This window comes from Caballeronia sp. LZ003, from assembly GCF_031451465.1.
Classification (GTDB): domain Bacteria; phylum Pseudomonadota; class Gammaproteobacteria; order Burkholderiales; family Burkholderiaceae; genus Caballeronia.
Map to the genome: position 1 here is coordinate 664,426 of NZ_JARUXJ010000003.1, position 25,033 is coordinate 689,458.

A 25,033-nucleotide genomic window follows, 5' to 3' on the forward strand; every position below is an offset into this window, starting at 1 on the left:
CGGCTCAATGCGCCGCCGCAAGCTGGTTCGCGTCATCGCCCTGTTGCCAGCCGAGGCCAAGACTCTTTTGTAGCGACACGAAGTCTTTGAGCAATTCGCCCTGCGCCGCAACCACGTCCTGCTGCGCGGCGAACTGCGTGCGCTGGGCATCGAGCAGATCGATCAAGGTCGACACGCCCGCCTTGTAGCGCTGACGCACGAGGATGGCGGCGCGCTCCGACGACGCATTGACCTCTTCGAGCCGCACTAGATGCTCGCGCTGATAGCCGTAGCGCGCGAGCGCCGAATTGGCGTCCTTGAGCGCGGCCAGCACGGTCTTTTCATAACGCGCCTCGGCTTCGTCGCGCGAAGCCTTCGCGGTATCCACGCTCGCCGCCGTGCGGCCGAAGTCCAGCACGTTCCATTGCAGATACGGCACGCCGAGCCACGAGAAATTCTGCTTGCGCAGCAAATGTCCCGGGTCCGACGCCGTGAAACCGATATCGCCGAGCAACGTCACCTTCGGAAAATAGTCCGCGACATGCTCGCCGATCTGCGCATTGCTCGATGCGAGGCGCCGTTCCGCCGCGCGGATGTCCGGGCGCTGTTGCAGCATCGCCGATGGCTCGCCAATAGCCACCGAAGCTGGCAGGTCGGGCAAGGGCGCGGCCTCACCGAGTTGCGCGTCCAGCGCGCCGGGCGCGCGGCCCGTGAGCACGGCGAGTTGATCCAGCGAATCGGTGATCTGCACCTGCAACGGCACGAGCGTCGCGCGCGTGGTATCCACTTGCGTCGTGAGGCGCTCGACATCCACGTCGGCCGCCGTGCCGCGCGCGCGGCGCTGCTCGGTGAGCGTGAGCATTTGCTGCTGATATTCGGCGGTGCTGCGGCCGAGCGCGAGACGTCGTTGCTGGTCGCGCAAGCCGACGTAGGCGGACGCGACTTCCGCCGCGAGCGACACCTGCGTGTCGGCGAGATCCGCTTTGACAGCGTCGGCTTCGTCGGATGCCGCTTCGACCGCGCGACGCGTGCCGCCGAAGAGATCGAGTTCCCACGAGGCGTCGAAGCCGGCGGTGTAGAAGTCGAGCGGACCACGCCCGCTGGATGTCGCCGTGCCCTGATCCGAACCTCCCGCATTGGATGCCGCGAAGCTGCCGAGATCGGGCGAGCGCATACGCAACGCCGCCGCCGATGCCGACGCCTTCGGCATGCCGTTGGCCTCTTGCCCGCGCAATTGCGAGCGCGCTTGCCGCAGTTTCGCCTGCGCGATTTTCACATCGGGATTGCTGGAAAGCGCCGCATCGACAAGATCGTTCAGTTTCGGGTCGTTCAGCGCGAGCCACCACTTGGCGGGTGCATGCGAGACGTCGACGCCCTGCTGCGGCGTACGCACGAACGTCCCGCTTTTGAGCGATTCCGCCGCGATATCCGGCGCGCCACGGTAATCCGGGCCCACCGTGCACGCGGAGCAAATGAGCGCAAGCACGAACGGCACGGCGCGCCGGCTGCGGAAGGAGTTGAGAGACATCGTTGAATCGTTCATGACATTAGTGGCCGGCGGATGGCGTTTCGCCAGCCTGATGACGCGGCGTTTTGAGCAGAAGGGCGAGCGGCACGCAGGCCAGCAACGCGATCGCGAGGATGAAGAAGGTTTCGGAGTAGGTCATGACGATGGCTTGCTGGCCGATCTGCACGGACAATTGCCCGAGCGCCTGCATCTTGGCGTGCGCCATGTCGCCGCCTTGCGCGAAAAATCCCGCCGCGTTGGCCGCGAGCCGGTCCTGGCCGAGCACCGAATTGGCCGTGAGCGTCTCGCGGATGGCCTCGCCGTGAAAGTCATTACGCCGGTCGATGACCGTCCCGATGATCGCGAGCCCGACCGATCCGCCGAGGTTGCGCGCCATGTTGTAGAGGCCCGCGGCATCGCCGGATTCCTCGCGCGAGACCGCGGCCATGGAGGCTTGATTGAGCGGCATCATTGCGAGCATCTGGCCGAAGCCGCGCAAAATTTGCGAGGCGTAGAAGTCGTGTCCGACGCTTTGCGCCGTCAGCGATATGTCGAGCAGACAGCTCGCCGCGAAGAACAGCAAGCCGGTGATGACGAGCACGCGGAAATCGAACTTGCCGAGCAGACGCGGCAACACGGGCATGATGAGAAACGCCGGCACGCCTGACACCAGCATGATCGAGCCGGACTGCAACGCGTTGTATCCCGCGACGATGCTCAGGAACTGCGGCAGCAGAAACGACACGCAGTAAAGCCCCGCGCCGACCGCGAAGACAATGAGAATCACGCTTGCATAGCGCGGATTGCGCAACAGAGACAGCCGCACGATAGGCCGCTTCGCGAAGACTTGCGACAGCGCGATCAGCAAAAAGCCGAATGCCGTGACGCACGTGAGCAAGACGATCTCGCTCGACTCGAACCACTGATTGCGCTGACCTTCTTCGAGCACGACGGTAAGCGAACTCAGCCCGATGGCGAGTCCCGCGATGCCGAGCCAGTCCGCCTTGAAAAAGGCGTCCCACTGCGGCTTTTCCTGCGGCAGACCGGTGATCAGCAACGCGATCAGCGCGACGCCCACGGGGATGTTGAGAAAGAAGCACCACGACCATGAAATGTTCTCCGCGAGCCAGCCGCCGAGCACGGGACCGAGCAACGGCCCGAGCAGCACGATCAGCCCGAAGATGGTCATGCCCACGGGCATCTGCTCGCGCGGCAGCCGCGTGCGGATGATGGTCTGCGCCGTGGGAATCATCGCGCCGCCGGTGAAGCCTTGGCCGATGCGGCCAGCGATCATCATGGGCAACGAGTGCGAGAAACCGCACATCACCGAGAACACGGTGAAGAGCGTTGCGTTGCTCAGGAGGAAGTTGCGCAGGCCGAAAACGCGCGTGAGCCACGCGGCGAGTGGAATCATCACGATTTCGGACATCAGATAGCCCGTCGAGATCCACGTGCCTTCGGTGCCCGTCGCACCGATTTCGCCCTGAATTTGCGGCAACGCCGAGTTGGTGATGGAGATGTCGAGCGTGGCCATCAGCGCGCCGAGCGCGCCTGCCGTGACGGCGATCCAGTCGCCGGCGCTCGCGCGCGCGGCACGGGCCTCAGTCATGACTGTTCTCTTCGGCGATATGGCGGCTGTCGTCGGTGGCGGAGCGCGTGTCGACATCGACGGTGACGGACAGACCCGGCAACAGCACCTTGCGCGTTTGCGGACCCGTATCCACGCGAATACGCACCGGCACGCGCTGCACGATCTTCGTGAAGTTGCCGGTGGCATTTTCCGGCGGCAAGAGCGCGAACTGCGCGCCAGTGCCCGGCGAGAAACTCTCGACCACGCCATGCAGATCGGCGCCCTTGATGGCGTCGACATGCAGCGTGGCCGGCTGGCCTACGCGCATGCGGCCCACTTGAGTTTCCTTGAAGTTCGCTTCGAGATAGAGCGCTTCGACCGGGACGATGGTCATGAGCCGCGTGCCCGGCTGCACATACTGACCGACGCGCACGCTGCGGTCGCCTACGCGCCCCGCGAGCGGGCTATAAAGCGTGGTGTCGTGCACGTCGAGGCTGGACTGATCCAGTTGCGCCTGTGCGGCTTCCATCTGTGCCTTCGCCTGCACGATTTGCGCTTCGGTCGCACCGATCTGCGTGCTGGCCGAACGCGCCGCCGCGAGATTCGCGGCGAGCGTGGCGCGCGCCTGATCGCGCGTGCTGACGAGATTGGCAAGACGTTCGGCGGTTTCCGCGCCGCTCGCGGCAAGTGGCTCGTAGCGGCGCACCTCGGCTTCGGCTTGCCGCAAACTCACGCGCGATACCTCCGCTTGCGCCTTCGCCTGTTCTGCGTTGGCCTGCTGCTGTTTGACTTCGGCCTCGGCACGGAGGATGTCGGCGGCGCGGGCGTCGAGCGTAGCCTTGGCCTGATCGAGTTGCGCCTGATACTGCCGCGTGTCCAACCGCGCGACCGGCGCGCCGGCGGCGACCGTCTGATTGTCCGCGACGAGCACTTCGGTGACGTAGCCGCTCACCTTCGGCGCGACGGTCACGCTGTCGGCCTTGAGATAGGCGTCGTCCGTGGTTTCGATGAAGCGGCCGACCGTCCACCAGCGCACGCCCCATGCGATGCCGACTACCACCGCGACGATACCGACGACGATAAGCACGCCCTTGCGCGAAGGCTTGCGCGTGGTGGTGTCGTTGATCTTGCCGCTATCGGCGGGCGCTTCTGCTGCCATGTTTCTCTCCAACGTTTAACGCGACCGCGAGATAATTACGCGTGTAAGGCACGCAATCGGGGCCGCTGATACTAGACGATATCGTCTAGTATGACGCAAACTAGACGGACGCGTCCAGTTTCATCATGGAAAGGATTGACAATGAAGAAGCCATCGTCGCCACGGGAAGAAGCCACGACAGCGAGCGATCGCGGCAGCAGCGCGCGTGCGCCATTGCAGGCGCGTGGCCGCGCGCGCATCGAGACGGTGCTCGATGCGGCGGCTGAACTGATCGTCGAAAAGGGGCTGACTGGCGTGACCATGCACGGCGTTGCGCGGCAGGCACGCACGCCGATCGGCTCGATGTATCACTTCTTTCCGGACCGCGACAGTCTCTTGAACGCGCTGTGGGACCGCCATATGGCGGCGACCGACGAGATCGAAGCCGAGCTAGTCGGACTCGATACGGATTACTGGCGCGGTATTTCGGCGGAAGCGGTGATCGACCGCTTCATGACGCCGTATATCACGTACCTTGAGCAGCATCCCGACTGCCTGATTCTCATGTCGATCATGCCGCACGACGACGATCACAAGAACAAGCGCAAGGCGGGCACGTTGCGCAAGGTCCTCGACGCGCGCATTCCTGGCGTGAAAGCGTCCGAGCGCGCGTTGTATGTGGACATGCTGCATGCGCTCGCGACGGGCGCGCTTGCCATCAAGCTGCGTCCCGCCATGGGCGATGTGCAGCTTGCCGGCCGTTATCTGCGTGAAGTGAGGCGCGCTTTGTCGGCGTATCTCGCGGCGGTGGAGGCGTCGATTGCGGGGTGAGGTCGTTCGTTATTCGTCGATGTTGTCTTCGCGGGAGTAGAAGGGCGCGACGAAGAGCTGAACGAAACGCCGGAAGCCTTGCGATTGAGGAGGGCGTCGTCGAGTGTGGCCGGCGGCCGATGGGATGGCGTACACGAGTTAGATTGAGGTTCGTGAACCGACACTAAGCACCTCGAAACGCAAATTTCCGCGCATCTTTAGCGCATTTTACGCACCTCAATCGCCCACTCCAGCACCCGAACAGTGAACTTCGATCAATAACTAAAGTTCAATAAGCTCCGGCCGTTAGCGCGTGATATCGGTCCGGCTCACATCGAGTGCCGGCGCGCCAACCATTGCACGAGGTTCACTTGATCCCGCTGAGTCGCGCGAAGCGAAGCGCTCCATGAAGCGCAATCCTTTCTTCCGGCTGCTCGCGCGCCTGCGGGTCGGGCACAAGCTGCTGCTCATCTATCTGCTCGACCTGAGCGCGGTGATCTACATCAGCGGTATCCTGATCCACGAAAAGTATCTCGCCATCGATTTCTCGAACAAGGAGATCGTCGGCAACGCCTATGTGCATGTGGTGAAAGACGCGCTCGTCGAAGTCGCATTCGCGGGCGCGGGGCAACGTCTGCCATCGGGTGCATGGCGCAAGTCCATCGACGATCTCGCGAACGCGGAAGCGCAATACGGCGAGCACATGAAGAGCGCCGAGCTCAACGGGACCTTGCGCGAAGCGCTCGACGCGCTCTCTCACGAAACGCCGCCCAAGCCCGCGACGACCAGCGCCGCGCTCGATGCCTGCCGCGAACTCATCACACGCATCGGCAATCAATCGAACCTGATTCTCGATCCCGACCTCGACAGCTACTACGCAATGTCGCAATCGATTCTGCGCTATCCGGCGCTGATCGATGCAGTCGATGGCATCGGCAAACATCTGCACGAAGGGCTCGATCCGGCGCGCTCGCGCGAGGAAGTACGCACGCGCTATCTCGTGCTCGAAGGACAACTCGATGGCGTCATGCAAGGTCTGCGCTCCGACTTCGCTGAAGCAGGCGCCGCGAATCACGAACTCGATGCAGCGCTCACGCCTTCGTTTGCACGCATGCGTACCTCGGTCGAAGCGTTTCGTCACGCGGCGCGCATCGTCGTGGATGGCAACGCCGCGCCCGATCCCGCTGTCGTATCCATCGTCGATACCGCGCAGCAAGCGCTCGTCGCAAGCGCAAGCACGAGCTGGCGCGTGACAGGCACGCAACTCGACGAGCTGCTGCATGTGCGTGTACATATGCTGTTCTCACGCATGTGGCTGCATCTGGGCACCGCGCTCTTTCTCTTATGCGGCATTCTGGCGATGGTGTATTGCGTCGCGCAGCAGATTTCGTCGCCCTTGCGCAAGCTCGCGCGCGTGATGGATATCGTGCGGCGAACGGGCGACCATTCGCAACGTGCAAGCTGGCATAGTCAGGACGAAATCGGTCAACTGGTGCGTGGCTTCAACGAGATGCTTGCGCAACTCGACCACGAACGCGACGTGCAGAAGGAACTCGCGGCCACGACGCGCGCATCCGCCGCGCAATACGCACTCGTCGAAGCCACGCCCGTGCCGATGGTCGTCACCGCCGTTCCTGGCCACGAAGTGCTGCACGCGAATACGCCCGGCCTCTTCTGGCTCAACGGTTGCGCAACAGACCCGTGGGCCTTCGGTCTCGATTCATCGACGCGTGCACGCTTTTTCCAGCAACTGTCCGACCGCGAGGCTATCGACGAATTCGAGGTTCACTGGAAAGCCACGGCGCAACCCACGTGGGCGATGCTCTCCGCGCGCCGCCTCAATTTCCAGGGCCGCGACGCCATTCTCACGGCCTTTACGCCGATCAACCAGATCAAGCTGATGGAGCAACGTCTTGAGCTTTGGGGCAGGGTGTTCGAGGCATCGTCGGAGGCGATCGTCATTCTCGATGCCGACGCGCGGCTCGTCACCGCGAATCCCTCGTTCTATCGTGCAACCGGATATCGCAGCGATGACGTGGTCGGCAAGCCGCCCGCGTTTATCGCGGCACACGACGCAAGCGATGAGCGCGGCATCATCGCGCGGCTTGCGAATCGAATCGAACGCAGCGGTACGTGGAACGGCGAAGCGCAGGTGCGACGCAGGCAAGGCGGCGATTATCCAGCGTGGCTCATGGTCAGCACCGTGCGCGACAAGCATAGCAGCGTGTCGCACTATATCTGCACGTTGATCGACATCACGGACCGCAAGAAGAGTGAGGCGCGCATCCAGTTTCTGGCGGAGCATGACGTGCTCACGGAACTGCCGAATCGCGCGTTGTTCGGCACGCGTCTCGAAGTGGCGATCGCGCAAGCTCAACGCACGCGGCAACGCGTAGCGGTGCTGTTCATCGATCTCGACCGCTTCAAGAATATCAACGATTCGCTGGGTCATCATATCGGCGATGGTCTGCTGCGTTCGGTGTCGCGGCGTCTCCTCAAGGCCGTGCGCAGCAACGATACGGTCAGCCGTCTTGGCGGCGACGAGTTCACCGTCATTCTCAACGGCGTGACCAACGCAGCCGATGTGCTGCGTACCGTCGAAGAGCGTTTCTTCGCGCTCTTGCGTGAGCCGCATGAAGTGAGCGGCGTGACGTTGCAGGTATCGTGCAGCGTGGGCGTCGCGCTGTATCCGGAAGATGGCGCGGACATCGACACGCTCATGCAAAACGCCGACTCCGCGATGTATCAGGCCAAAGCGGCGGGGCGCAATCTCGTGAAGTTCTTTTCGGCCGACATGGCAGAGCACGTGCGTTATCGGCTCTCGCTCGAAGCATGTCTGCGTACCGCGATAGAACGCAACGAATTGCGCATTGCGTGGCAGCCTTGTCTCGATGCGCGCACCGGAATGCTGACGAGCGTCGAAGGCCTGTTACGCTGGGATAGTCCGACGCTTGGCTCCGTCATGCCTTCGCAGTTCATTCCCGTGGCCGAAGAGACGCGGCTCATCATTCCGATGGGCGCGTGGGTCATCGACGAAGCATGTCGTCAGGTTGCAACGTGGCGCGAGCGCGATGGTCTGGAAATAAGCGCTTCCGTGAACGTATCGGCGATTCAATTGCGCGATCCCGAACTCGTGGGCGTGCTCGCGCGCAGTCTCACGAAGTATCGCGTGTTGCCGCAGTTTCTCGAACTCGAGATCACCGAAACGGTGCTCATGGATAACGCCGAGAGCTACGTCGCGGCCATCCGCGCGATTCGTGCGCTCGGCGTGAAGCTCTCGCTCGATGACTTCGGCACCGGTTATTCGAGCCTCAGTTACCTCAATCGCTTTCCGCTTGACCGTCTCAAGATAGATCGAGCGTTCGTGCACGACATGCTCGATGCGCCAGCCGATCTCGCTATCGTGAAGGCGATCATCGATCTCGGGCACGAATTGGGCTTACGTGTGGTTGCGGAAGGCGTGGAGAGCGAACATCAGGCGGATACGCTGCGCGGCATCGGTTGCGATGAACTGCAAGGCTTTCTCTTCTCGCAAGCATTGCCAGCGAACGAGTTGCTTGCATGGGCCAGCGCGCTGGACGCAACGCCTGTACTTTCGATGGAGCCCTGAAGGCGCGTCCGGGCGACTTGTCGTCGAGTTGGTAGACGGTTGACATGATGATCGACCATCGGAAGCCGGCGTATTGCCGGCCTCACTGTCAGGCGGTGAGGAAGCTTCGCGAAAACTTCATCGCAACGTGATCCGCTATACACCTCCACCGCTTGATACAGCGATTCCATAAAGCCGCGAACGTGCCATTCATCTACCGAACTCCAAGCCCCGCGAGCAACGCGCCATCGATCTTGTGATCCGAGCCGCTGATGAAAAGCGCGCGATCCGACACGAGGAACGCGACCAGTTCGGCCACTTCTTCGGGTTCGCCGATCCGCCCGAGCGGATGCGCTGCGCCGAATCGCGCGAAGGCTTCCTCGACGTTCGCGTCCGGTCCGTCGAAGGTTCGCGCGGCGAGTTCGAGAATCGGCGTGCGTACCGATGCGGGGCTCACCGACGTGACGCGAATCTTGTCGGGTGCGAAGTCGATTGCCATCGCTCGCGTCATTGCATGGATCGCGCCTTTAGATGCCACGTAGGCCGCGACGCCTGCCTGACAACTAAAGCCCTGAACGCTCGATATATTGACGATCGCGCCACCGCCGCGCTTGCGCATTTCGGGCACGCCGAAGTGTGCGGTCAGATGAATCGAGCCTACGTTCACGTTCATGCAGCGCGCAAACGTCTCGTGCGATGTCTCGACGAGATCGCCATAAGGATGAATGGCCGCCGAATTGACGATGATATCGAGCCCGCCAAATAGTTCGACCGTCTCGCGCATCGCCGCTTCGACTTGCGCCGGGTCCGACACATCCGCCTTGAGCACGGTCACTTTCAGCCCCGCATCCTCGGCGCGTCGACGCAAGGCGGCATTCAACGTTTCATCGATGCCTAACGCCGCGACGTGCGCGCCTCCCGCAGCCATTCGCAAGACGACAGACGCACCTATTCCCGATGTTCCCGTGACGAGGGCGATTTTGTTGTCGAGATCATGGCTCATTGCGTGGACTCCGTCATCGTTATCTAGGTCGCGCGTATCGCGCACCAAAGATCTTACGTTAGAGCGTGGTCCCATCGAGCGTCAACTTGTCGTTCGGGAGCGATTCGTGCATCCACGGCACGCGTAGCGAATGGATGGAAAGCACGTAGAGCATCGCATGCTCGTCGTACGAATAATCAAAATCAAACATACGAGGCGTCAATGGCTGCACAAAGCCCAAGGAGAAGAGACGAATGCGACTTCGTACGATGGGGAATGACACCCTTAGCACGATACATCTGAAGGAACGAGCGCAAAGCGGATCGAAGATTCGAGCGCTTGTCTTCGTCACGCTGACGTGCTGGCTCAATGCCGCATTCCCGGCGGCGCAGGAAAAAACGCAAACGCAAACGCAAACGCACACACACGCGCATAAGCGCGCGCAGAAGCATGCGCGTCATAGCCAGGCAAACGTGAATGCGACAGCAAAAGCGGCAGCCGCGGAACCCGTGAATCTCGACCGCTCCGGCAAGGAACGCAAGGGCAAGGCTTCGTATTACGGCCGAAACTTCTACACGAAGAAAATGGCCGACGGTACACCGATGAATCCGCAGTCCAATTCGGCGGCAAGCAAGACGCTTCCGCTCGGTACGAAAGCGCGCGTGACGAATCTGGAGAACGGCAATAGCGACGTAGTCGAGATCAGGGATCGCGGTCCTTACGTGAAAGACCGGATCGTGGATGTATCGCCGAAAACCGCCGATAAGCTCGGCTTGAAGGAAAACGGCACCGCGCCCGTCGAAGTCAAACCCGTGGAAGTTCCACAGGCCGATGGTACGGTGAAGCCGGGCGCAGGCGCGACTTCCTCTAACTGAACCGGCGCGCGATTATCGGCGTAACGAAGATCGCGCGCGCGGCATCAAAAGTCCGCAGTCACCGACATCAGCAACGTACGCGGTTTTCCCATTGTCAGATAGGCGCCCGTCGTCGACGACCAGTACGATTTGTTCGTCACGTTTTCAACCGTGGCGCGCAGCGTCGTTACGTGCTTGAACACGGTCGTCGTATAGCGCGCGCCGAGATCGAAGCGGTCCCACGCGGGTATCGATAAATGGTTGGCCGCGTCCAGATACTGATTGCTCGTGTGGATCCACGCCGCGTTGAACGTCAGGCCGGGCACCCAAGGCAGATCGTATTCGCCGCCCAAATTGAAGAGATAACTCGGCACACCAATGGGCCGATAACCATCGGTTGCGCCGCCGTTCGTGTCGAGTTGCTTCGCGTTCAGCAACGTCGCGCCCGCGAGCACGCGCACGCCCTTGAGCGGTTCGCCATACACCGACATTTCGATTCCGCGATGCCGTTGCGTTCCGTTCGTGGCGAAGATGTTGTTCGTGCTGTCCGTGTACGCCGTGGGCTGCTCGATCTGGAACAGCGCGAGCTCCGCGCCAAACCGATTCGTGTCGTACTTCGTGCCCACTTCGTATTGCTTCGTGCGGTTCGGCGAGAGCGTCTGCCCGACATTGGCGGCACCGAACGGCGCCGTCTGTCCTGCCGCGAGCGACTCGGCGCGATTCGCGAACAGGGAGATCGTGTTGGTCGGCTTCACGACGAGACCGAAGATCGGCGTGTTGATCGACTGATCATAGGTGTTCGAGATCGCGTCCGTGCCGACAGTATAGTTGTTCTGATGCAGTTGCTGATGACGCGCGCCGATGGTGAAGAGCACGCGGTCGTTGAGAAAGCCGAGCGTATCGGATACTGCGAAACTGCGCGTGAGGATGCGGTCCGCGAGACCCGGATCGGAGAAACTGCCCGCGACGAAGCTCGTCGCCGCCGGTTCCGGCACGACGCCGCCGCCATAGAGCGTCGTCGGGAAGGGCCCGCTGAAGGCGAATGCCTCACGGTCTTCGACGCTCGTGATGGCAAAACCCGCCGAGACGAGATGCGAGACCGGACCCGTCACGAAGCGGCCGCGCACGCCGGCTTCACCGGACAGCGCGTCGGTGGTGCGCAATACGTCGCCGCGCGTGCTCGTGGTGCCCGTGAGCGCGTTGAAGGTCGGTGACGAATACGTGCCGTCCTCGTGTGTGCGCCGGATGCCGCCACTCGCGTATGCGGTCCATCCAGGCAAGAAGTCGTATTCCGCGCGCGCGATGCCTACCGTGTCTTCCAGCGTGCTATGCGTCCACGGCTGCGCGAAGTTGTGCGTGGCGGACAGCGGCTCGGGCACTACGTCGCCCGTGACGGAAACCGTCGAGCGGCCCTGGTCGATGTTCTTGCGCTGATAAAGGAAATCGCCATACAGCCTCAGCTTGTCGCCGCGCCAGTCGAGCGAAACGGCGGTGGTCTGGTTATGGCGGAACTCGTCGTCGATGCTCGTTTCGCCGCCGTCTATCGATCCGTTCACGCGAATGCCGAATTGTCCTTCGCTGCCGAAGCGCCGACCCACGTCGACGTGCGTGCCGATCTGACCGGACGCGCTGCCATCGACGGTGACGCGCGTGAGCGGTTTATCGTCGGCGCGCTTGAGTTCGAGATTGATGCCGCCGCCGATTGCCGAGCCAGTCGGCGACGCGCCGTTCAGGAACGCGTTGGCGCCTTTGAATACGTCGACGCGTTCCAATACATCAGGCGAGACGAGCTGACGCGGCGTGATGCCGTATAGGCCGTTGAGCGAGATGTCGTCGCCGTTGAGCTGGAAGCCGCGAATCACGAATACTTCAGAGAAGTTGCCGAAGCCATATGCGGGACGAACGGCGGGATCGTGCGCCAGCAGATCGCCGATGGTGCGCGCTTGCGAATCCTCGATCGCTTTCGCCGTATAACTCGTCATGCTGAACGGAACATCGATGAGCTTCTGACTGCCCAGCACGCCGAACTGGGCGCCGCGCGCAACCTGTCCGCCCGCGTATGCGGGTTCGAAATCGCCGGGAAGCGTTTCGGCGACGCCGCGCACGTTTACGGCGGGCAGCGCGGTGTCTGCATTGGCCGGCGATGCCTGCGGCTCCGTTTGCGCTCGTGCGGTGATACTCAAAGAGGCGGGCAACACGGCGCAGACAAAAAGTCGAAGAACCGCCGCATAAACTTTGCGAACGCGCGGGCGCGACAGAGCAGTTGCTGACATAGCGAAGAAAATCCGAAGGAGAACCGCTGTTAGAGGTGCTATGCGTTGCCACGTGTGGTGCTGAGAAGATGCAATGCGGTCGTCGCGAGAGGACGGATGCATGCGTGCTGCGATTTTAGTGAAATGCGAACGATTCGCATATACGTTTTTTCAAACGCGTCGAGCGGTGTTGCAGGTCGACAACCGAAAGCGTTTGCGTCGATCGATCGGCAGATAGACGGTGTTTCAATCAACAGAGGATTGGTTCAGTTGCTCCATGCGCCATGCGACGAGCGCCTCGGCATTGCATGCAAGCTTCGTCATGCGCAGGCCGCACGTCCATGCAAGACGCGAGAGAACGAAGGCATCCGCGTATGTCGTCAGACCGGCAAGGGGTACGCCGAGCGATGCATCCGGAAGCAAGCGTTCGTGCCATAGCAAGCCGGCATCGTTTCGCCATGCAACGACGCGCGCACCGTTCAAGCTCGCGCGATGCGCAAACGCGCGGCTATCCGAGCAACGTTCATCGCATACGACGAGGAGACGCATGCGTGCCGCCTTCGTATCGCCGATGCTTTCGACGGCCCACGCATACGCCGCCGCCAGGGATACGCCAGTCAAGAATTCGCGGCGGGCGCGTCTCATCGAGCATCCTTCGACCAAGCGGCAGGCCAGATACCCTGCTTGCCGGGCGACAGAATGCCATTCGGATCGAGCGCGGTTTTCAGCGTGTTCGTGAGCCGCATCAACGCGTGGTCGTTGAAGTCGTATTGCGAAGCCGCAAGGTCCATATACGCGAGATGCGTGCGATATTGGCCATAGCCGGCCTGGCCCGCATCCTCGATCAGCGTGCGCACCAGCGTGCCCGCAGCATTTGTTCGAGCGCTGTCGTCGCGGTCGAAAATGGCCGCGAAGATGTGATGCATGTGTCGCCGTTCCGCCGTGAAGCCGCCGTAGTAATCGAAGCCGAACTGTGCGGCGCGGTCACGCACCATCATGTATTGCTTGGTTGCATCGGCGCCGGTTGGCGGGCATATCGGCGAGAAGTCGACATGCGCGCTCGAACCGCCACGCCAGTTCAGCATGTTGAACGCATCGAGTCCGGGAATGCCGACCTGACTGCGATCGCCGCCGCCTGTCGGTTCATCGGATGCGTCGCGATAGGGCATGTCGAAGAGGCGTGCATCGGCAATCGATGCAAAGCGCCGATGGATGATGTCGCGCCGCACGTTGACCAGTTCGCGCGGTCCATAAAGACAGAAGCGCAGGTTCCAGCGGCCGATGTCGATGTCGCGCGCCATTGCGTCGATGGTCGCTTCGGGCATCGCACCGGGGCCGTCGTACCACCGCTTGCGTGTCGATACGCCCGCCGCCCAGCGCACCGCGCTTTCGATGACAGCGCTGCTCTGTATCGTGTCGTCCAGCTTCAATGGCCGCAGCGTTTCGACGATCCGTTCGAGGTCGGTATCGCGTTCGAAGGCATAGCGCGCGATCATGTAGCCCTCGGGCTCGGGCATGAGCCACACGCCGAGCTTGGTCACGATGCCCAGATTCGACTGCGCGAACATGGTGTCATAAGAAGGACCGAAACCGGGCTTGAACACTTGCCAGTCGCGGCTCGCGTTCATGGCGCCCATGCCGGTGCGCACGACATCGCCGTTTGCAAGCACCACTTCCATGCCGCATTGCATCGCGGCGTGGTCGCCATACGACGTCGTGCCATAACCGCGCTCGAGCGTGTTGCCGATGACGCTGCCCCAGCCCGCCGCTGGCGGATCGAGCCATAAACGCGTGCCACGCGCCTTCAATTCACGATACAGGTCGTAGTAACTCACGCCGGGTTCGACGAGCGCATAAGCCAGCTTTTCGTCGATCTCGAGTATGCGGTTCATGCGTTGCAGATCGAGCACGACGCTGCCCGCAAGCCTTGGCGCCGCGCCGCCGTAAGCGAAGTTGCGTCCCGTCGATACGCTCCACAGCGGCACTTTGAATCGGTTCGCCACTTGCAGGACCGCGCGGATCTGCTCCACGCTCGATGGCATGACGACCGCTGACGCTTGCCACATACGGGCATCGCCGGGAGCGAAAGGATCGAGATAAGCAGGCTGCGCCTCATTCGACGAAAGCACGGCGGCGCGGCCAACTATGTCGATGAACGCAGTCAGCGCGCTTTTAAAGTCGCGCGGAGGCGGCGTCGCCACCGCGCGGGTCAATAGCCGCCGCTGCTGCCGCTGCTCGATGACGTGCCCGACGAGCTTGCACCGGCGCCGTCGGTCTGACAGCCAGCGAGGGATAGGGCAAGCACGGCAAGCAATAGCGAAAACGCACGAACGAGTTTCATAGGTCACTCCAGGTCGAATAGCTACGAGGCGGCCGCAAAACACGGCATCCTCCATCTAAACGAACCGGGCGCGCGGAATATTCCCTTGGTTCTGCTCTCGCTTATTCGAGTACGGTGTTAGGCGTCGCGCTGAACGACATGAAGCGGGCGATGGACCATTGACCGTCCGGTTGCCGCTGGAAAATGTCCATGCCTGCTTCTTCGGTCACGCTCTCTTTGTCACCCATGCGGGCGGTGAGCGTCCAGAACAATCGCACGATGGCGATATCGCCGGAAACGATGATCTCGCGAATGTCTGGGCTGTCGTATTTCAAGCTTAGTCCGGGCTTTGCAAACAGCACCGCGAGCTTCTTGCAGATCGTGTCGCGATTGCCATCGAGCGCTTCCGGGACGGTCGAGACCAGGTCGGGCGCGAAGATATCGCAGACGCCTTCGGCATCGCGCGCGTTGAAAGCCTTTGACCATGCTTGCAGCCTTTGCGCGATCGCGGCCTTGTCGGCGATTGCATCGGCGTGAGCAGGCGTCGTCACGACAATACTCGCGAGCATTGCACCGGTCGTCAGCACTCTCTTGATCATGAAAACGCTCCAAGTCGACAAGACCAGATGGCGATTCTAAGTGAGATGCATGGTGTCGAGCGGCATCCGGGGTGCTCTGCTTCTTCCCTTACTTCCACGGTTCGCGCTGTCCGGCGCTTTGCCAAGGCATCGAATTCGATCCCGGCGTGATCGAGTGCCGATCATGTTGAGCGAATTATCAATCCAGACGATCGCACCTAAGATGCTCTTTCGTCACTAACCCAAGGAGCATCGCCATGAACATCGAAACACGCGGAGCGAGGATTCACGTCAAGGAACAAGGAAGCAGCGAGCCGGCACTCGTGTTTCTCCACTACTGGGGCGGGTCGTCGCGGACATGGGACGGCGTTGTCGGCGCATTGTCGAACGCTCGACACGCCATCGCGCTCGATCATCGTGGATGGGGCGAATCCAGCGCGACCGAGCAAGCCTACGCAATAGCCGATCTTGCAAACGACGCAGCAGACGTCGTCGAAGCACTGCACTTGCATCGCTACATCCTGATCGGCCATTCGATGGGCGGCAAGGTCGCGCAATTGCTCGCATCGCGCAGGCCTCGCGGATTGCAGGGCGTCGTGCTTATCGCGCCCTCGCCGCCCTCGCCGATGCAGCTTCCCGATGCCCAGCGAGCCGCGATGGCCGCAGCCTACGACTCGCGCGAATCGGTCGAATGGGTCATGGATAACGTGCTCACCGCAAGTCCGCTTGCACCCGAGTTGCGCGAGCAAGTGATTGCCGACAGCTTGCGTGGCGCGCCGCAAGCCAAGGCGGCGTGGCCGAACGCCGCCATGCTCGAAGACATCACGAATGAAGTCGGGTCGATCAGTGTTCCCGTCACGGTGATCTCAGGCGAACTCGACCAGGTGGACCGCGTCGAGACCTTGCGGAAGGAACTGTTGCCTCGCATAGCGGACGCGCGCCTTCATGTCTTGCCCGGCATCGGGCACTTATCGCCACTCGAAGCGCCAGCAGCCGTGGCTGCGCTTATCGAAAAGTTCATCGACGAACTGCAAGCGCGTTGAACGGAATCAGCGTGACGTGCGGTCCCAAGGCGGCTCGTCGCCGAACGCGGCGACCAAACTATCGAGCAGAAGCCGCACTTTCAGCGGCATATGTCGTGCGCTCGGATAAACCGCCTGAATCGCCAACTCCGGCGTCCGATAGTCCGGCAACAGCGCGACAAGATTCCCCCGCGCGATGTGTTCGCCGAACACGAAGGTCGGCCCATACGCGATACCCGCGCCCGCAAGCGCCGCAGCCAACAGCATCTGCGTGTTGTTCGCGGCCATGCGGCATGGCCCGTCGATGACATGTGCGCGGCCTTTCGTATCGGCGAGCGTCCAGTCTCCCACCGACACCGCTTCGCTGAACGCGAGTCGCGGCGCTTGCCGCAAGTCGTCGGGGTTGCGCGGCGTGCCGTGTCGTTCGACATAGCCGGGCGATGCGCAGATGACCATTCGACACGGCGCGAGCCTGCGCGCGACGAGGCCGGAGTCGTTGAGGCGACCGATACGTATCGCCACGTCCACGCCGGCTTCGAGCAGATCGACATAGCGGTCGTTCAACGACACTTCTATCGTGACATGCGGATGCTGCTCAAGATATGCAGCGAGGACATCGCCGAGATGCATCGCTCCGAACGTGACGGGCGCCGCGATTCGCAACACGCCACGCGGCGTGTCCTGTGCGTCGCTCGCCTCGCGATTGGCCTCTTCGTAGGCTTCGAGGATGCGTTTGCATCGCTCGTAATAGTGTTGGCCGACCTCGGTCAGACTCAGCTTGCGCGTCGTGCGATGCAGAAGCCGCGCGTTCAGTTCGGCTTCGATTGCGCTCACGTACTTGCCGGCCATCGCGGGCGATAACCCGAAACGTCGCGCGGCAGCGGCGAAACTGCCGCCATCGACGGTCGCGACGAATACTTCGATGCCGGTCAGGCGGTCCATGCGTTCCTCGGCTTTCGTGGCGGGATTGACCTGGTGCCGCGTGATCTTCTCACGCTTCGCTTAACGTCTAACCTTACTCGACAACGAGACCTCGCGGGGTGTAGGGCTCATTCGCTTCGTCGGCACCGGAAAAGTCGGCGCAATGTTCCACATAATGCGCGAGACGCCCGGCGATTGCCGTGCTGTCGCCCTCCGCCGCGAGCCTTTCCAGCGCATACGCACGCATCGATTCCGATAACCGGTAGCGCACAACGGGGCCGTCATATTCGACGATCAACAGCGATTTCGCGGCGAGTTCGCTCGCGGCGTCGATCACGGTTGCGAGCGCAAGTCCGTCATCGCATGCGACAGCGCACAGGGCTTCGAACGAAAACGAGTCTTCGAAAACGGCCATCCTGCGCAGCAAGGTCTTCTCCTGCGCGGCGAGCGGCCCGTAGCTCCAGTCGAAATTCGCACGCAACGTCTGATGACGCGGCAGCGCGGTGCGGTATCCGCCAGCAAGCATGGACAGGCGGTCGTCCAGCCGCCGATGAATATCTTCGAGGCCGAGCGCGGCAAGACGCGCCGTCGCCAGTTCGATGGCAAGCGGATTGCCGTCGAGCCGCCGGCATATCGTCCCTATGCGGCCGATCTGCGCGCTGTCGTCGCCGAGATTGCGCTGCACGGCGCGGCCACGGCGGAGAAAGAGCCGCACGGAAGCATGTTCGAGCGTTTGCGCATCCGTCGATCCGGCGTGCGGCACGTCGAGCGGATCGACGCGATAGAGCGTCTCGGACATGATGCGCAATGGCTCGCGGCTCGTAACCAGAACGCGGATGCCGTCATTGGCGGCGGCGAGCGCATCGACTATTTGCGCGGCATGCGCGATCACATGCTCGGCATTGTCGATGAACACCAGTCCACGCTCGGGCAGCGACGAGAAGTCGAGCGGCTCGTGTTCCGGCAAACCGCATGCGCGCGCGATGGCTTCTTGCACCGAGCGCGGGTGGTCGAGTCGCGCGAGATCGGCGAAGAAGATCGGCTCTGCGCGCGCCGCTGTCCATAAACGCGCCGCTTCGAGCGCGAGCGCCGATTTGCCGATGCCGCCCGCGCCCACGAGCGTGAGCACTTGCGTCGCGGCGAGCATCGTGGCAATACGGGCAAGCGCGTCTTCTCGCCCGATGAGTTCCGGTCGAGCGAAACGCGCCTCGGCATGCGGACACGAAGGTCTGACAGTTCGCCTTGTCAGTCTGTACCCACGGCCCGGCACGGTCACGATAATGTCGCGATCGCTGCCCAGGTTTTTACGCAGGCTGGATAAGTGAACCTGGATATTGTTTTCTTCGACGACGGTGCGCGGCCAGACCGCGCTCATCAATTCGTCCTTGGTGACGAGGCGCCCTTCCGCTTTAGCCAGCACGACGAGAATATCGAATGCGCGCGAGCCCACGGACATGATCTCGCCTTGACGGTGCAAGGTACGCGCTTCGAGGTCGATCCGTATGCCGCCCAGATCGATAATGCCGCTGTGCGATCCGGGTAAGGGCAACTCGGCAATGGCGTTCATGGTGTCGTTCCGTTTGCGATGGATGTCCGATCACATAACCGATCCTATGCTTCCCAGCCTTTGCGCCCGATGAGAAAATCATTAAGCTTAGTTAACTCCGCGCCTTCATTTGTAATTCGTGAATGCCTTGCCATTTTCCGCGCGCACGTTAACTTAATTTAATAATGACCGGATTTATGCGCGGACCATGCGGGCGCATAATGCACGGCGGGAAGCCCTGTACTCGAAAATCAGAGTGCGCTTCGAGCCTGTTACGAGCCATAAAATGAAAATCCTGGTCATCGAAGACAACGAGCAAGTCGCCGGATTCTTGCGCAAGGGTCTGGCCGAAATGGGCCATGTCATCGATTGCGCGGACAATGGCCGCGACGGCATGTTTCTCGCGGCCGGCGAGACCTACGATTCGATCATCTTGGACCGCATGCTGCCGGGCGGTATCGACGGCCTCGGCATCATCTCGGCGTTGCGCGCGACCGGCAACAAGGTGCCTATCCTCATTCTGAGCGCGCTTGGCGAAGTGGATGAACGCATTCGCGGCCTCAAGGCCGGCGGTGACGATTACGTCGTCAAGCCCTTTGCGCTGGGCGAAGTCGCGGCGAGGCTCGACGCATTGACGCGACGCTCGCAAGAAAACCTCGTGGACACGGCGTTGAAGGTAGGCGATCTGAGCATAGACCTGCTTTCGCGCAAGGTCGTGCGCGCGGGCAAGGCTATCGTGCTCAAGCCGCGCGAATTCAAGCTGCTCGAATATCTCATGCGCCACGCGGAACAAGTTGTGACGCGCACCATGCTGCTGGAAAATATCTGGGAATATCACTTCGATCCGCAGACCAACGTGATCGACGTGCACGTGAGCAAACTGCGTCAGAAGATCGATACCGGCTTCGACAAGTCGCTGCTCCTGACCGTCCGCAATGCCGGCTATATGCTGACCGCAGAAGCGTAGCGGGAGGGCGCGAGCATGCTGGAACTGCGGAACTTCGAGCGGCGAACCCTGTGCGATGACGGCGAGTTCGTCCTGTCGCGGCTGTGGCGTCGCGAAGACGCGCAGACTTGGCTTGCCGTGGCGCTGCCTGTGGCGCACGTGGCGCAAGTCGTGGAGAGTCAGGCGCGGCTCACGCGTGCGTTCGAGCTGCGCGCGCTACTCGACAGCCCGGTTCTCACGCGGCCGCATGCGCTGGTGGAGTTGCGTGGCGCGGCCACGCTTCTGCTCGAAGATCGCGGCGGTGTTTCGCTTGCATCGATATCTGCGGGAACAGTCGGCGTGCATGAGAGCTTGCGCATCGCGGTGAATCTTGCAGCGGCGCTCAAGGTGCTGCATGCGCGTGGCGTCATGCACAAGGACTTGCGACCGGCCAACATACTCGTCGATGTAGCGAGCGGCGAAGTGGCGCTCACGGGTTTCGGACGCGCATCGAGAGCAACGCGCGAACGTCCCGCAACGGAACTCGCGCCCGTGACCATGGACGCGCTCGCTTACCTTTCGCCCGAGCAAACGGGGCTCACGAATCGCGGTGTGGACTCGCGCTGTGACTTGTATTCGCTCGGCGTCGTTTTCTATGAGATGCTCGCGGGCAAGCTGCCGTATCGCGCCGCGTCGCCCGCCGAATGGCTGCATTGTCATATCGCGCGTCAGCCGATTCCACTTGTTGAACAAGCGCCTCACGTCCCGCGACAGTTGGCCGCCATCGTCGCGCGGCTTCTCGCGAAAGCCGCCGAGGAACGCTATCAGACCGCGCTCGGGCTCGAACACGATTTGCGCCGCTGTCTCGATTCATGGCAACGCAGCGAGCGTATCGAAGCGTTCACGCCGGGCGAGCACGACGCGCCCGAACATTTGCTCATTCCCGAACGCCTTTACGGACGCGAAGTCGAAAGCGCGGCGCTCGCGAACGCATTTCAGCGCGTGGCGCAGCAAGGTCGCTCGGAATTCGTGCTGGTGTCGGGCTACTCGGGTATCGGCAAATCGGCGCTCGTTGGCGACCTGCAAAAGAGGCTCGTGGCCGGTAACGGGCGCTTCGCATCAGGCAAGTTCGATCAATACAAGCGCGACATTCCCTACGCCACCCTCGCGCAATCTTTTCAGCAATTGATCCGCCAACTGCTCGACGATAAAGCCTTCGACCTGCCGTCATGGCAGGCGCGTCTTGCCGATGCGCTTGGCGCGCATGCGCAACTCATCGTCGATCTCGTGCCGGACCTGGAACGTGTGATCGGTCCGCAACCCGCTGTGCCGGCGCTCGGGCCACGCGAGGCACATGTGCGTCTGCAAGCGGTGCTCGCGCGTTTCATCGGCACGTTCTGTGGTCCAGGCGAGACGCTCGTGCTCTTTCTCGACGATCTCCAATGGCTCGATTCCGGCACGAGCAGCTGGATCGAATATATGGCGGCGTCCGCGGATACGCGTCACGTGCTCTTCATCGGCGCGTATCGGGACAACGAAGTGGGCCCCACGCACACGCTCTCACGCGTGCTCGCGACGGTGCGCGAAACCAGCACGCCGCTGCATCTCATTCTGCTGGCGCCTCTTGCGCCCGGCGATGTATCGAATCTGCTGACCGACACGCTGCATGCCGACGCCGCTGAAGCAGAACCGCTCGCCAGCCTGCTATTCGACAAGACCGGTGGCAATCCCTTTTTCGTGGTGCAGTTCCTGCGCATTCTCGAAGAAGAACGGCTGTTGCATTTCGACCGCGATACACGCGTCTGGCGCTGGGACATCGACCGCATTCGTGCGGCGCGTTTTGCGGAAAGCGTCGTCGATCTGATGGTGGAGCGCATTACGCGCGCGCCGCAAGCGACGCAAGACATGCTGAAGTGGTTCGCGTGTCTCGGCAACGCGGCAACGGATGCGACGCTCGCGCAAGTGTGTGCCGATGCCGTAGGCGACATCGACGCCGCGCTCGGCAATGCGGTCGAAGCAGGTCTCGTGTATAGGCGCGAGAACGGTTATGCATTCGTTCACGACCGCGTGCAGGAAGCAGCCTACGCGATGATTCCGCCGGGCGAGCGCGCGCTCGCGCACTTGCGAATCGCGCGAATGTTCGATGCGACCGAAGCGCATGACGCCGAGGCCGACATCTTCGAGATCGTCAACCAGTACGATCGCGCGGTCGCATTGGTCGATAACGCGGCGGAGCGCGAGCGAATCGTCGAGCTCAATTTGCAGGCGGGCAAGCGCGCGAAGGCTTCGTCGGCGTTCGGTTCCGCCTTGACGTACTTCTCGACGGGAAGCGATCTTCTCGATACCGCTCGATGGCACGACGACTATGCGCGCAAGTTCACGCTGGAAAGCAACCGCGCCGAGTGCGAGTTCCTGACAGGCGATACCCAAGCAGCGTGCAAGCGACTGACCGAACTCGCCGAGCGGGCAAACACGCTGCCGGATCGCGCCACTGTGACGTTCCTGCGCGTCACGCTCTACACCGCGCTCGATCAGATGCAGCTTGCCGTGCAAACGTGTCTGGAGTATTTGCGGCACGTCGGTATCGAGTGGGAGCCGCATCCGGGACGCGCCGCCGCGCGCCTCGAATACGACGCGCTGCTTCGGCAGATCGGCTCGAAGCCGATCGAACGCCTGATCGACCTGCCCTTGCTCGAAGCGTCCGATCTCGCCGCCACGCTCGATGTGCTCACGGCCGTGCTGCCGCCCGCGTTCTTCAGCGACGAAGACCTCGTCTGCCTGGTGCTGTGCCGCATGGCGAATCTGAGCGTGGCGCACGGCAACAGCGATGCATCGTCGCTCGGCTATGCCTATCTCGGCATGGTGACGGGTCCTATCTTCGGCGACTATCAGGCGGGGTTCGGCTTTGGGCGCCTGGGACTTGCGCTCGTCGACGAACGCGCGCTCGACCGCTTCAAGGCGCGCGTCTACATGTGCTTCGCGTATCACGTCACGCCGTGGACGCGGCACATTCGCACGAATCTGCCCTTGTTGCGCCGCGCGTTCGATGCCGCGACGGAGAGCGGCGATCTGACTTATACGGGCTTCAGCAGTTGCACGTTGATCACGAGTCTGCTGGCTGCGGGCGAACCGCTTGCAGACGTGGAGCGCGAGGCACAAGAGCGGCTGTCGATCGTGAAGAGCGCGAAGTTCGGGCTTATCGTCGATATCGTTACTTCGCAGTTGCGGCTGATCGGTCACTTGCGTGGCGACAGCGTGCTTCTCGCGGGGTTCGACGAAGCCGAGTTCGAGCGCCGCCTCGAAGCCGATGCCAGTCTCGCGATTGCCGCATGCTGGTACTGGATTCGCAAGCAGCAATGGCTCCATTTCGCCGATGACATAGCGGGCGCCGCCGCCGCGGGCGATAAAGCCAGACCGCTCTTGTGGACCTCCGCCGGCCACTTCGAAATGGCCGAATACTATTTTCATGCGGCGCTGGTGCTTGCACGCATGCACGATCCGCGCAAACACGATGTGTCGGCGACACTGGCGGAGTATCACGGCAAGTTGCAGGTCTGGGCCTATCACGGTCCGGCGAATTTCGGCTGCCGGGCGGCGCTCGTGGAAGGCGAAGTCGCGCGCATCGAGAACCGGCCGTTCGACGCGATGCGTCATTACGAAGACGCTATCGCGCTCGCACGCGAAAATCGCTTTGTGCAGATCGAAGCGCTGGCCCATGAAACGGCCGCGCGCTTTTACATCGAACGCGAATTCACGACTATCGCTCATGTCTATCTGGGCCATGCACGGCGCGCGTATCTGCGCTGGGGCGCGATGGCGAAGGTTCACGCGCTGGAGCGGCTTTATCCGGAACTCGTCGAAAGCCCTGCCGAAAGCCTGACGGCAAGGAATGTCGTGGCGGAACGCTTCGATGTGGAAACCGTCGTGCAGGCGTCGCAAGCAATCTCAGGCGAGATCGTGCTCGAACGGCTCTTGCGCACGCTCATGACCATCGTGCTCGAACATGCGGGCGCGCGTCGCGCGGTGCTCGTCTTGCCGCGCGAAGAGAAACTTTGGATCGAGGCGCAGGCTGTATCCGGCAGGGACGGTGTGCAGGTCCGCATGGAAAGCGCTCCGATGACGCCGCGTGAATTGCCGGTATCCATCGTGCACTTCGCCATGCGCATGCGGGAGCGCGTGCATATCGACGACGCCACGTTGCCCAATGAATTCTCCGCCGACGAGTATCTGCGTTCGAGCGGCGCGCGCTCGGTGCTCGTCGTGCCCATCATCAAGCAGGCCAAGCTCAAGGGCGTGCTGTATCTCGAGAACGATCTCGCGCCCGGCGTGTTCACGGCAGCGCGTATCACGGTGCTGACACTGCTTGCGTCGCAGGCGGCTATTTCGCTCGAGAACGCATCGCTCGAACAGAAGGAGGCCATGCTCGAAGAGAAGGAAGCGTTGCTTCACGAAGTGCATCATCGCGTGAAGAACAATCTGCAACTCATCAGCAGCCTGCTCAATCTGCAGGCTTCGCGTGTAGAAGACAAGGCGGTAGCCGAACTCTTCGCCGAAAGCCGCAACCGTGTGCGATCGATGGCGATGGTGCACGAAAACCTTTATCGTGCTGGCAATTTCGCTCGCATCATGATGGCGCCGCACGTGAGGAACCTGTGCAAGCATCTCGCGCAGGCTTACGACATGCGGCGCCTCGGCGTGGACATGGACGTGGTCGTCGACGATATCCAGCTCGACATGAATCGCGCGGTGTCGTGCGGGCTCATCATCAACGAGCTCGTGTCCAATGCGCTCAAACATGCGTTTCCGGAGGGACGCGGCGGACTGTTGCGTATCGAGCTTCGTATCACGGACAAGGACCGTTGCCGCCTCGTGATCGCTGACGATGGCGTGGGACTGTCGCCCGCGTTTTCGCTCGATCAGGCCGACACGCTCGGGCTGCAACTCGTGCATGATCTCGCGCATCAATTGCACGGCAATGTCGATGTGAACCGCGCAGGCGGCACGGTCTTCACCATAGCCTTCGAAGCCGAAGCAAGCTGA

General features: G+C 62.0%; 18 protein-coding genes. 6 read left to right on the top strand and 12 right to left on the bottom strand.

The genetic code is table 11. The features are described from left to right. Window positions 1-4: 4 nt before the first annotated feature. The 3 genes from QCE79_RS20700 to QCE79_RS20710 are packed head-to-tail and all read right to left on the bottom strand — an operon-like array spanning window position 5 to window position 4,215. Window positions 5-1,507: an efflux transporter outer membrane subunit gene (locus QCE79_RS20700; protein WP_309847489.1), complete on the bottom strand. Its 1,503-nt coding sequence runs from the start codon at window positions 1,505-1,507 to the stop codon at window positions 5-7. A gap of 19 nt (window positions 1,508-1,526) precedes the next feature. After that, window positions 1,527-3,095 carry an MDR family MFS transporter gene (locus tag QCE79_RS20705; protein ID WP_250527184.1) on the bottom strand — a complete coding sequence of 523 codons (1,569 nt, stop codon included), beginning with the start codon at window positions 3,093-3,095 and terminating at the stop codon, window positions 1,527-1,529. Further along, window positions 3,088-4,215, bottom strand: coding sequence for an HlyD family secretion protein (locus QCE79_RS20710; protein ID WP_309847492.1), 1,128 nt, complete (start codon window positions 4,213-4,215; stop codon window positions 3,088-3,090). The genes QCE79_RS20705 and QCE79_RS20710 overlap by 8 nt, the downstream gene beginning before the upstream one ends. A 141-nt stretch (window positions 4,216-4,356) precedes the next feature. Between QCE79_RS20710 and QCE79_RS20715 the strand changes: the two genes are divergently transcribed. Further along, entirely contained in the window at window positions 4,357-5,025 is a 669-nt protein-coding gene (locus QCE79_RS20715; RefSeq protein WP_244831191.1) for a TetR/AcrR family transcriptional regulator, read from the top strand. Window positions 5,026-5,410: 385 nt separating this feature from the next. Then, the gene (locus QCE79_RS20720) at window positions 5,411-8,614 is read left to right on the top strand and encodes an EAL domain-containing protein (RefSeq protein ID WP_309847494.1); all 3,204 of its coding nucleotides are present in this window, start codon (window positions 5,411-5,413) and stop codon (window positions 8,612-8,614) included. A gap of 193 nt (window positions 8,615-8,807) precedes the next feature. Here the strand turns inward: QCE79_RS20720 and QCE79_RS20725 are convergent, their stop codons facing one another. Next, complete coding sequence (locus QCE79_RS20725; RefSeq protein WP_250467879.1) at window positions 8,808-9,596, bottom strand: SDR family NAD(P)-dependent oxidoreductase; 789 nt, start codon at window positions 9,594-9,596, stop codon at window positions 8,808-8,810. 58 nt (window positions 9,597-9,654) lie between these two features. After that, the gene (locus tag QCE79_RS20730) at window positions 9,655-9,786 is read right to left on the bottom strand and encodes a hypothetical protein (RefSeq protein ID WP_255784979.1); all 132 of its coding nucleotides are present in this window, start codon (window positions 9,784-9,786) and stop codon (window positions 9,655-9,657) included. 43 nt (window positions 9,787-9,829) lie between these two features. On the opposite strand from QCE79_RS20730, the gene QCE79_RS20735 reads away from it, so the two are divergent. Further along, entirely contained in the window at window positions 9,830-10,450 is a 621-nt protein-coding gene (locus QCE79_RS20735) for a septal ring lytic transglycosylase RlpA family protein (RefSeq protein ID WP_309847497.1), read from the top strand. A gap of 44 nt (window positions 10,451-10,494) precedes the next feature. Here the strand turns inward: QCE79_RS20735 and QCE79_RS20740 are convergent, their stop codons facing one another. The 5 genes from QCE79_RS20740 to QCE79_RS20760 form a co-directional block, all read right to left on the bottom strand. Continuing rightward, complete coding sequence (locus QCE79_RS20740) at window positions 10,495-12,702, bottom strand: TonB-dependent siderophore receptor (protein WP_309847499.1); 2,208 nt, start codon at window positions 12,700-12,702, stop codon at window positions 10,495-10,497. Window positions 12,703-12,927: 225 nt separating this feature from the next. Then, window positions 12,928-13,326 carry a hypothetical protein gene (locus tag QCE79_RS20745; RefSeq protein WP_309847501.1) on the bottom strand — a complete coding sequence of 133 codons (399 nt, stop codon included), beginning with the start codon at window positions 13,324-13,326 and terminating at the stop codon, window positions 12,928-12,930. Further along, entirely contained in the window at window positions 13,323-14,882 is a 1,560-nt protein-coding gene (locus tag QCE79_RS20750) for an FAD-binding oxidoreductase (RefSeq protein ID WP_309847502.1), read from the bottom strand. The genes QCE79_RS20745 and QCE79_RS20750 overlap by 4 nt, the downstream gene beginning before the upstream one ends. Window positions 14,883-14,890: 8 nt before the next feature. Continuing rightward, window positions 14,891-15,022 (bottom strand): hypothetical protein, encoded by a 132-nt coding sequence (locus QCE79_RS20755; protein WP_255784980.1) that lies wholly within the window; start codon window positions 15,020-15,022, stop codon window positions 14,891-14,893. Window positions 15,023-15,123: 101 nt separating this feature from the next. Next, window positions 15,124-15,600 carry a nuclear transport factor 2 family protein gene (locus tag QCE79_RS20760; protein ID WP_309847504.1) on the bottom strand — a complete coding sequence of 159 codons (477 nt, stop codon included), beginning with the start codon at window positions 15,598-15,600 and terminating at the stop codon, window positions 15,124-15,126. A 236-nt stretch (window positions 15,601-15,836) separates the two neighbouring features. Here QCE79_RS20760 and QCE79_RS20765 point away from each other — a divergent pair, with 236 nt between their 5' ends. After that, window positions 15,837-16,622 (top strand): alpha/beta hydrolase, encoded by a 786-nt coding sequence (locus QCE79_RS20765; RefSeq protein WP_309847507.1) that lies wholly within the window; start codon window positions 15,837-15,839, stop codon window positions 16,620-16,622. Window positions 16,623-16,628: 6 nt separating this feature from the next. On the opposite strand, the gene QCE79_RS20770 is transcribed toward QCE79_RS20765, so the two are convergent. Continuing rightward, the gene (locus QCE79_RS20770; protein WP_250511686.1) at window positions 16,629-17,543 is read right to left on the bottom strand and encodes a LysR family transcriptional regulator; all 915 of its coding nucleotides are present in this window, start codon (window positions 17,541-17,543) and stop codon (window positions 16,629-16,631) included. 73 nt (window positions 17,544-17,616) lie between these two features. Continuing rightward, window positions 17,617-19,089: a winged helix-turn-helix domain-containing protein gene (locus QCE79_RS20775; protein ID WP_309847511.1), complete on the bottom strand. Its 1,473-nt coding sequence runs from the start codon at window positions 19,087-19,089 to the stop codon at window positions 17,617-17,619. Window positions 19,090-19,354: 265 nt separating this feature from the next. On the opposite strand from QCE79_RS20775, the gene QCE79_RS20780 reads away from it, so the two are divergent. After that, on the top strand, window positions 19,355-20,035 hold the full coding sequence (locus tag QCE79_RS20780) for a response regulator transcription factor (protein ID WP_244831202.1): 681 nt from the start codon (window positions 19,355-19,357) through the stop codon (window positions 20,033-20,035). A gap of 15 nt (window positions 20,036-20,050) precedes the next feature. Next, window positions 20,051-25,033 (top strand): AAA family ATPase, encoded by a 4,983-nt coding sequence (locus tag QCE79_RS20785; RefSeq protein ID WP_309847513.1) that lies wholly within the window; start codon window positions 20,051-20,053, stop codon window positions 25,031-25,033.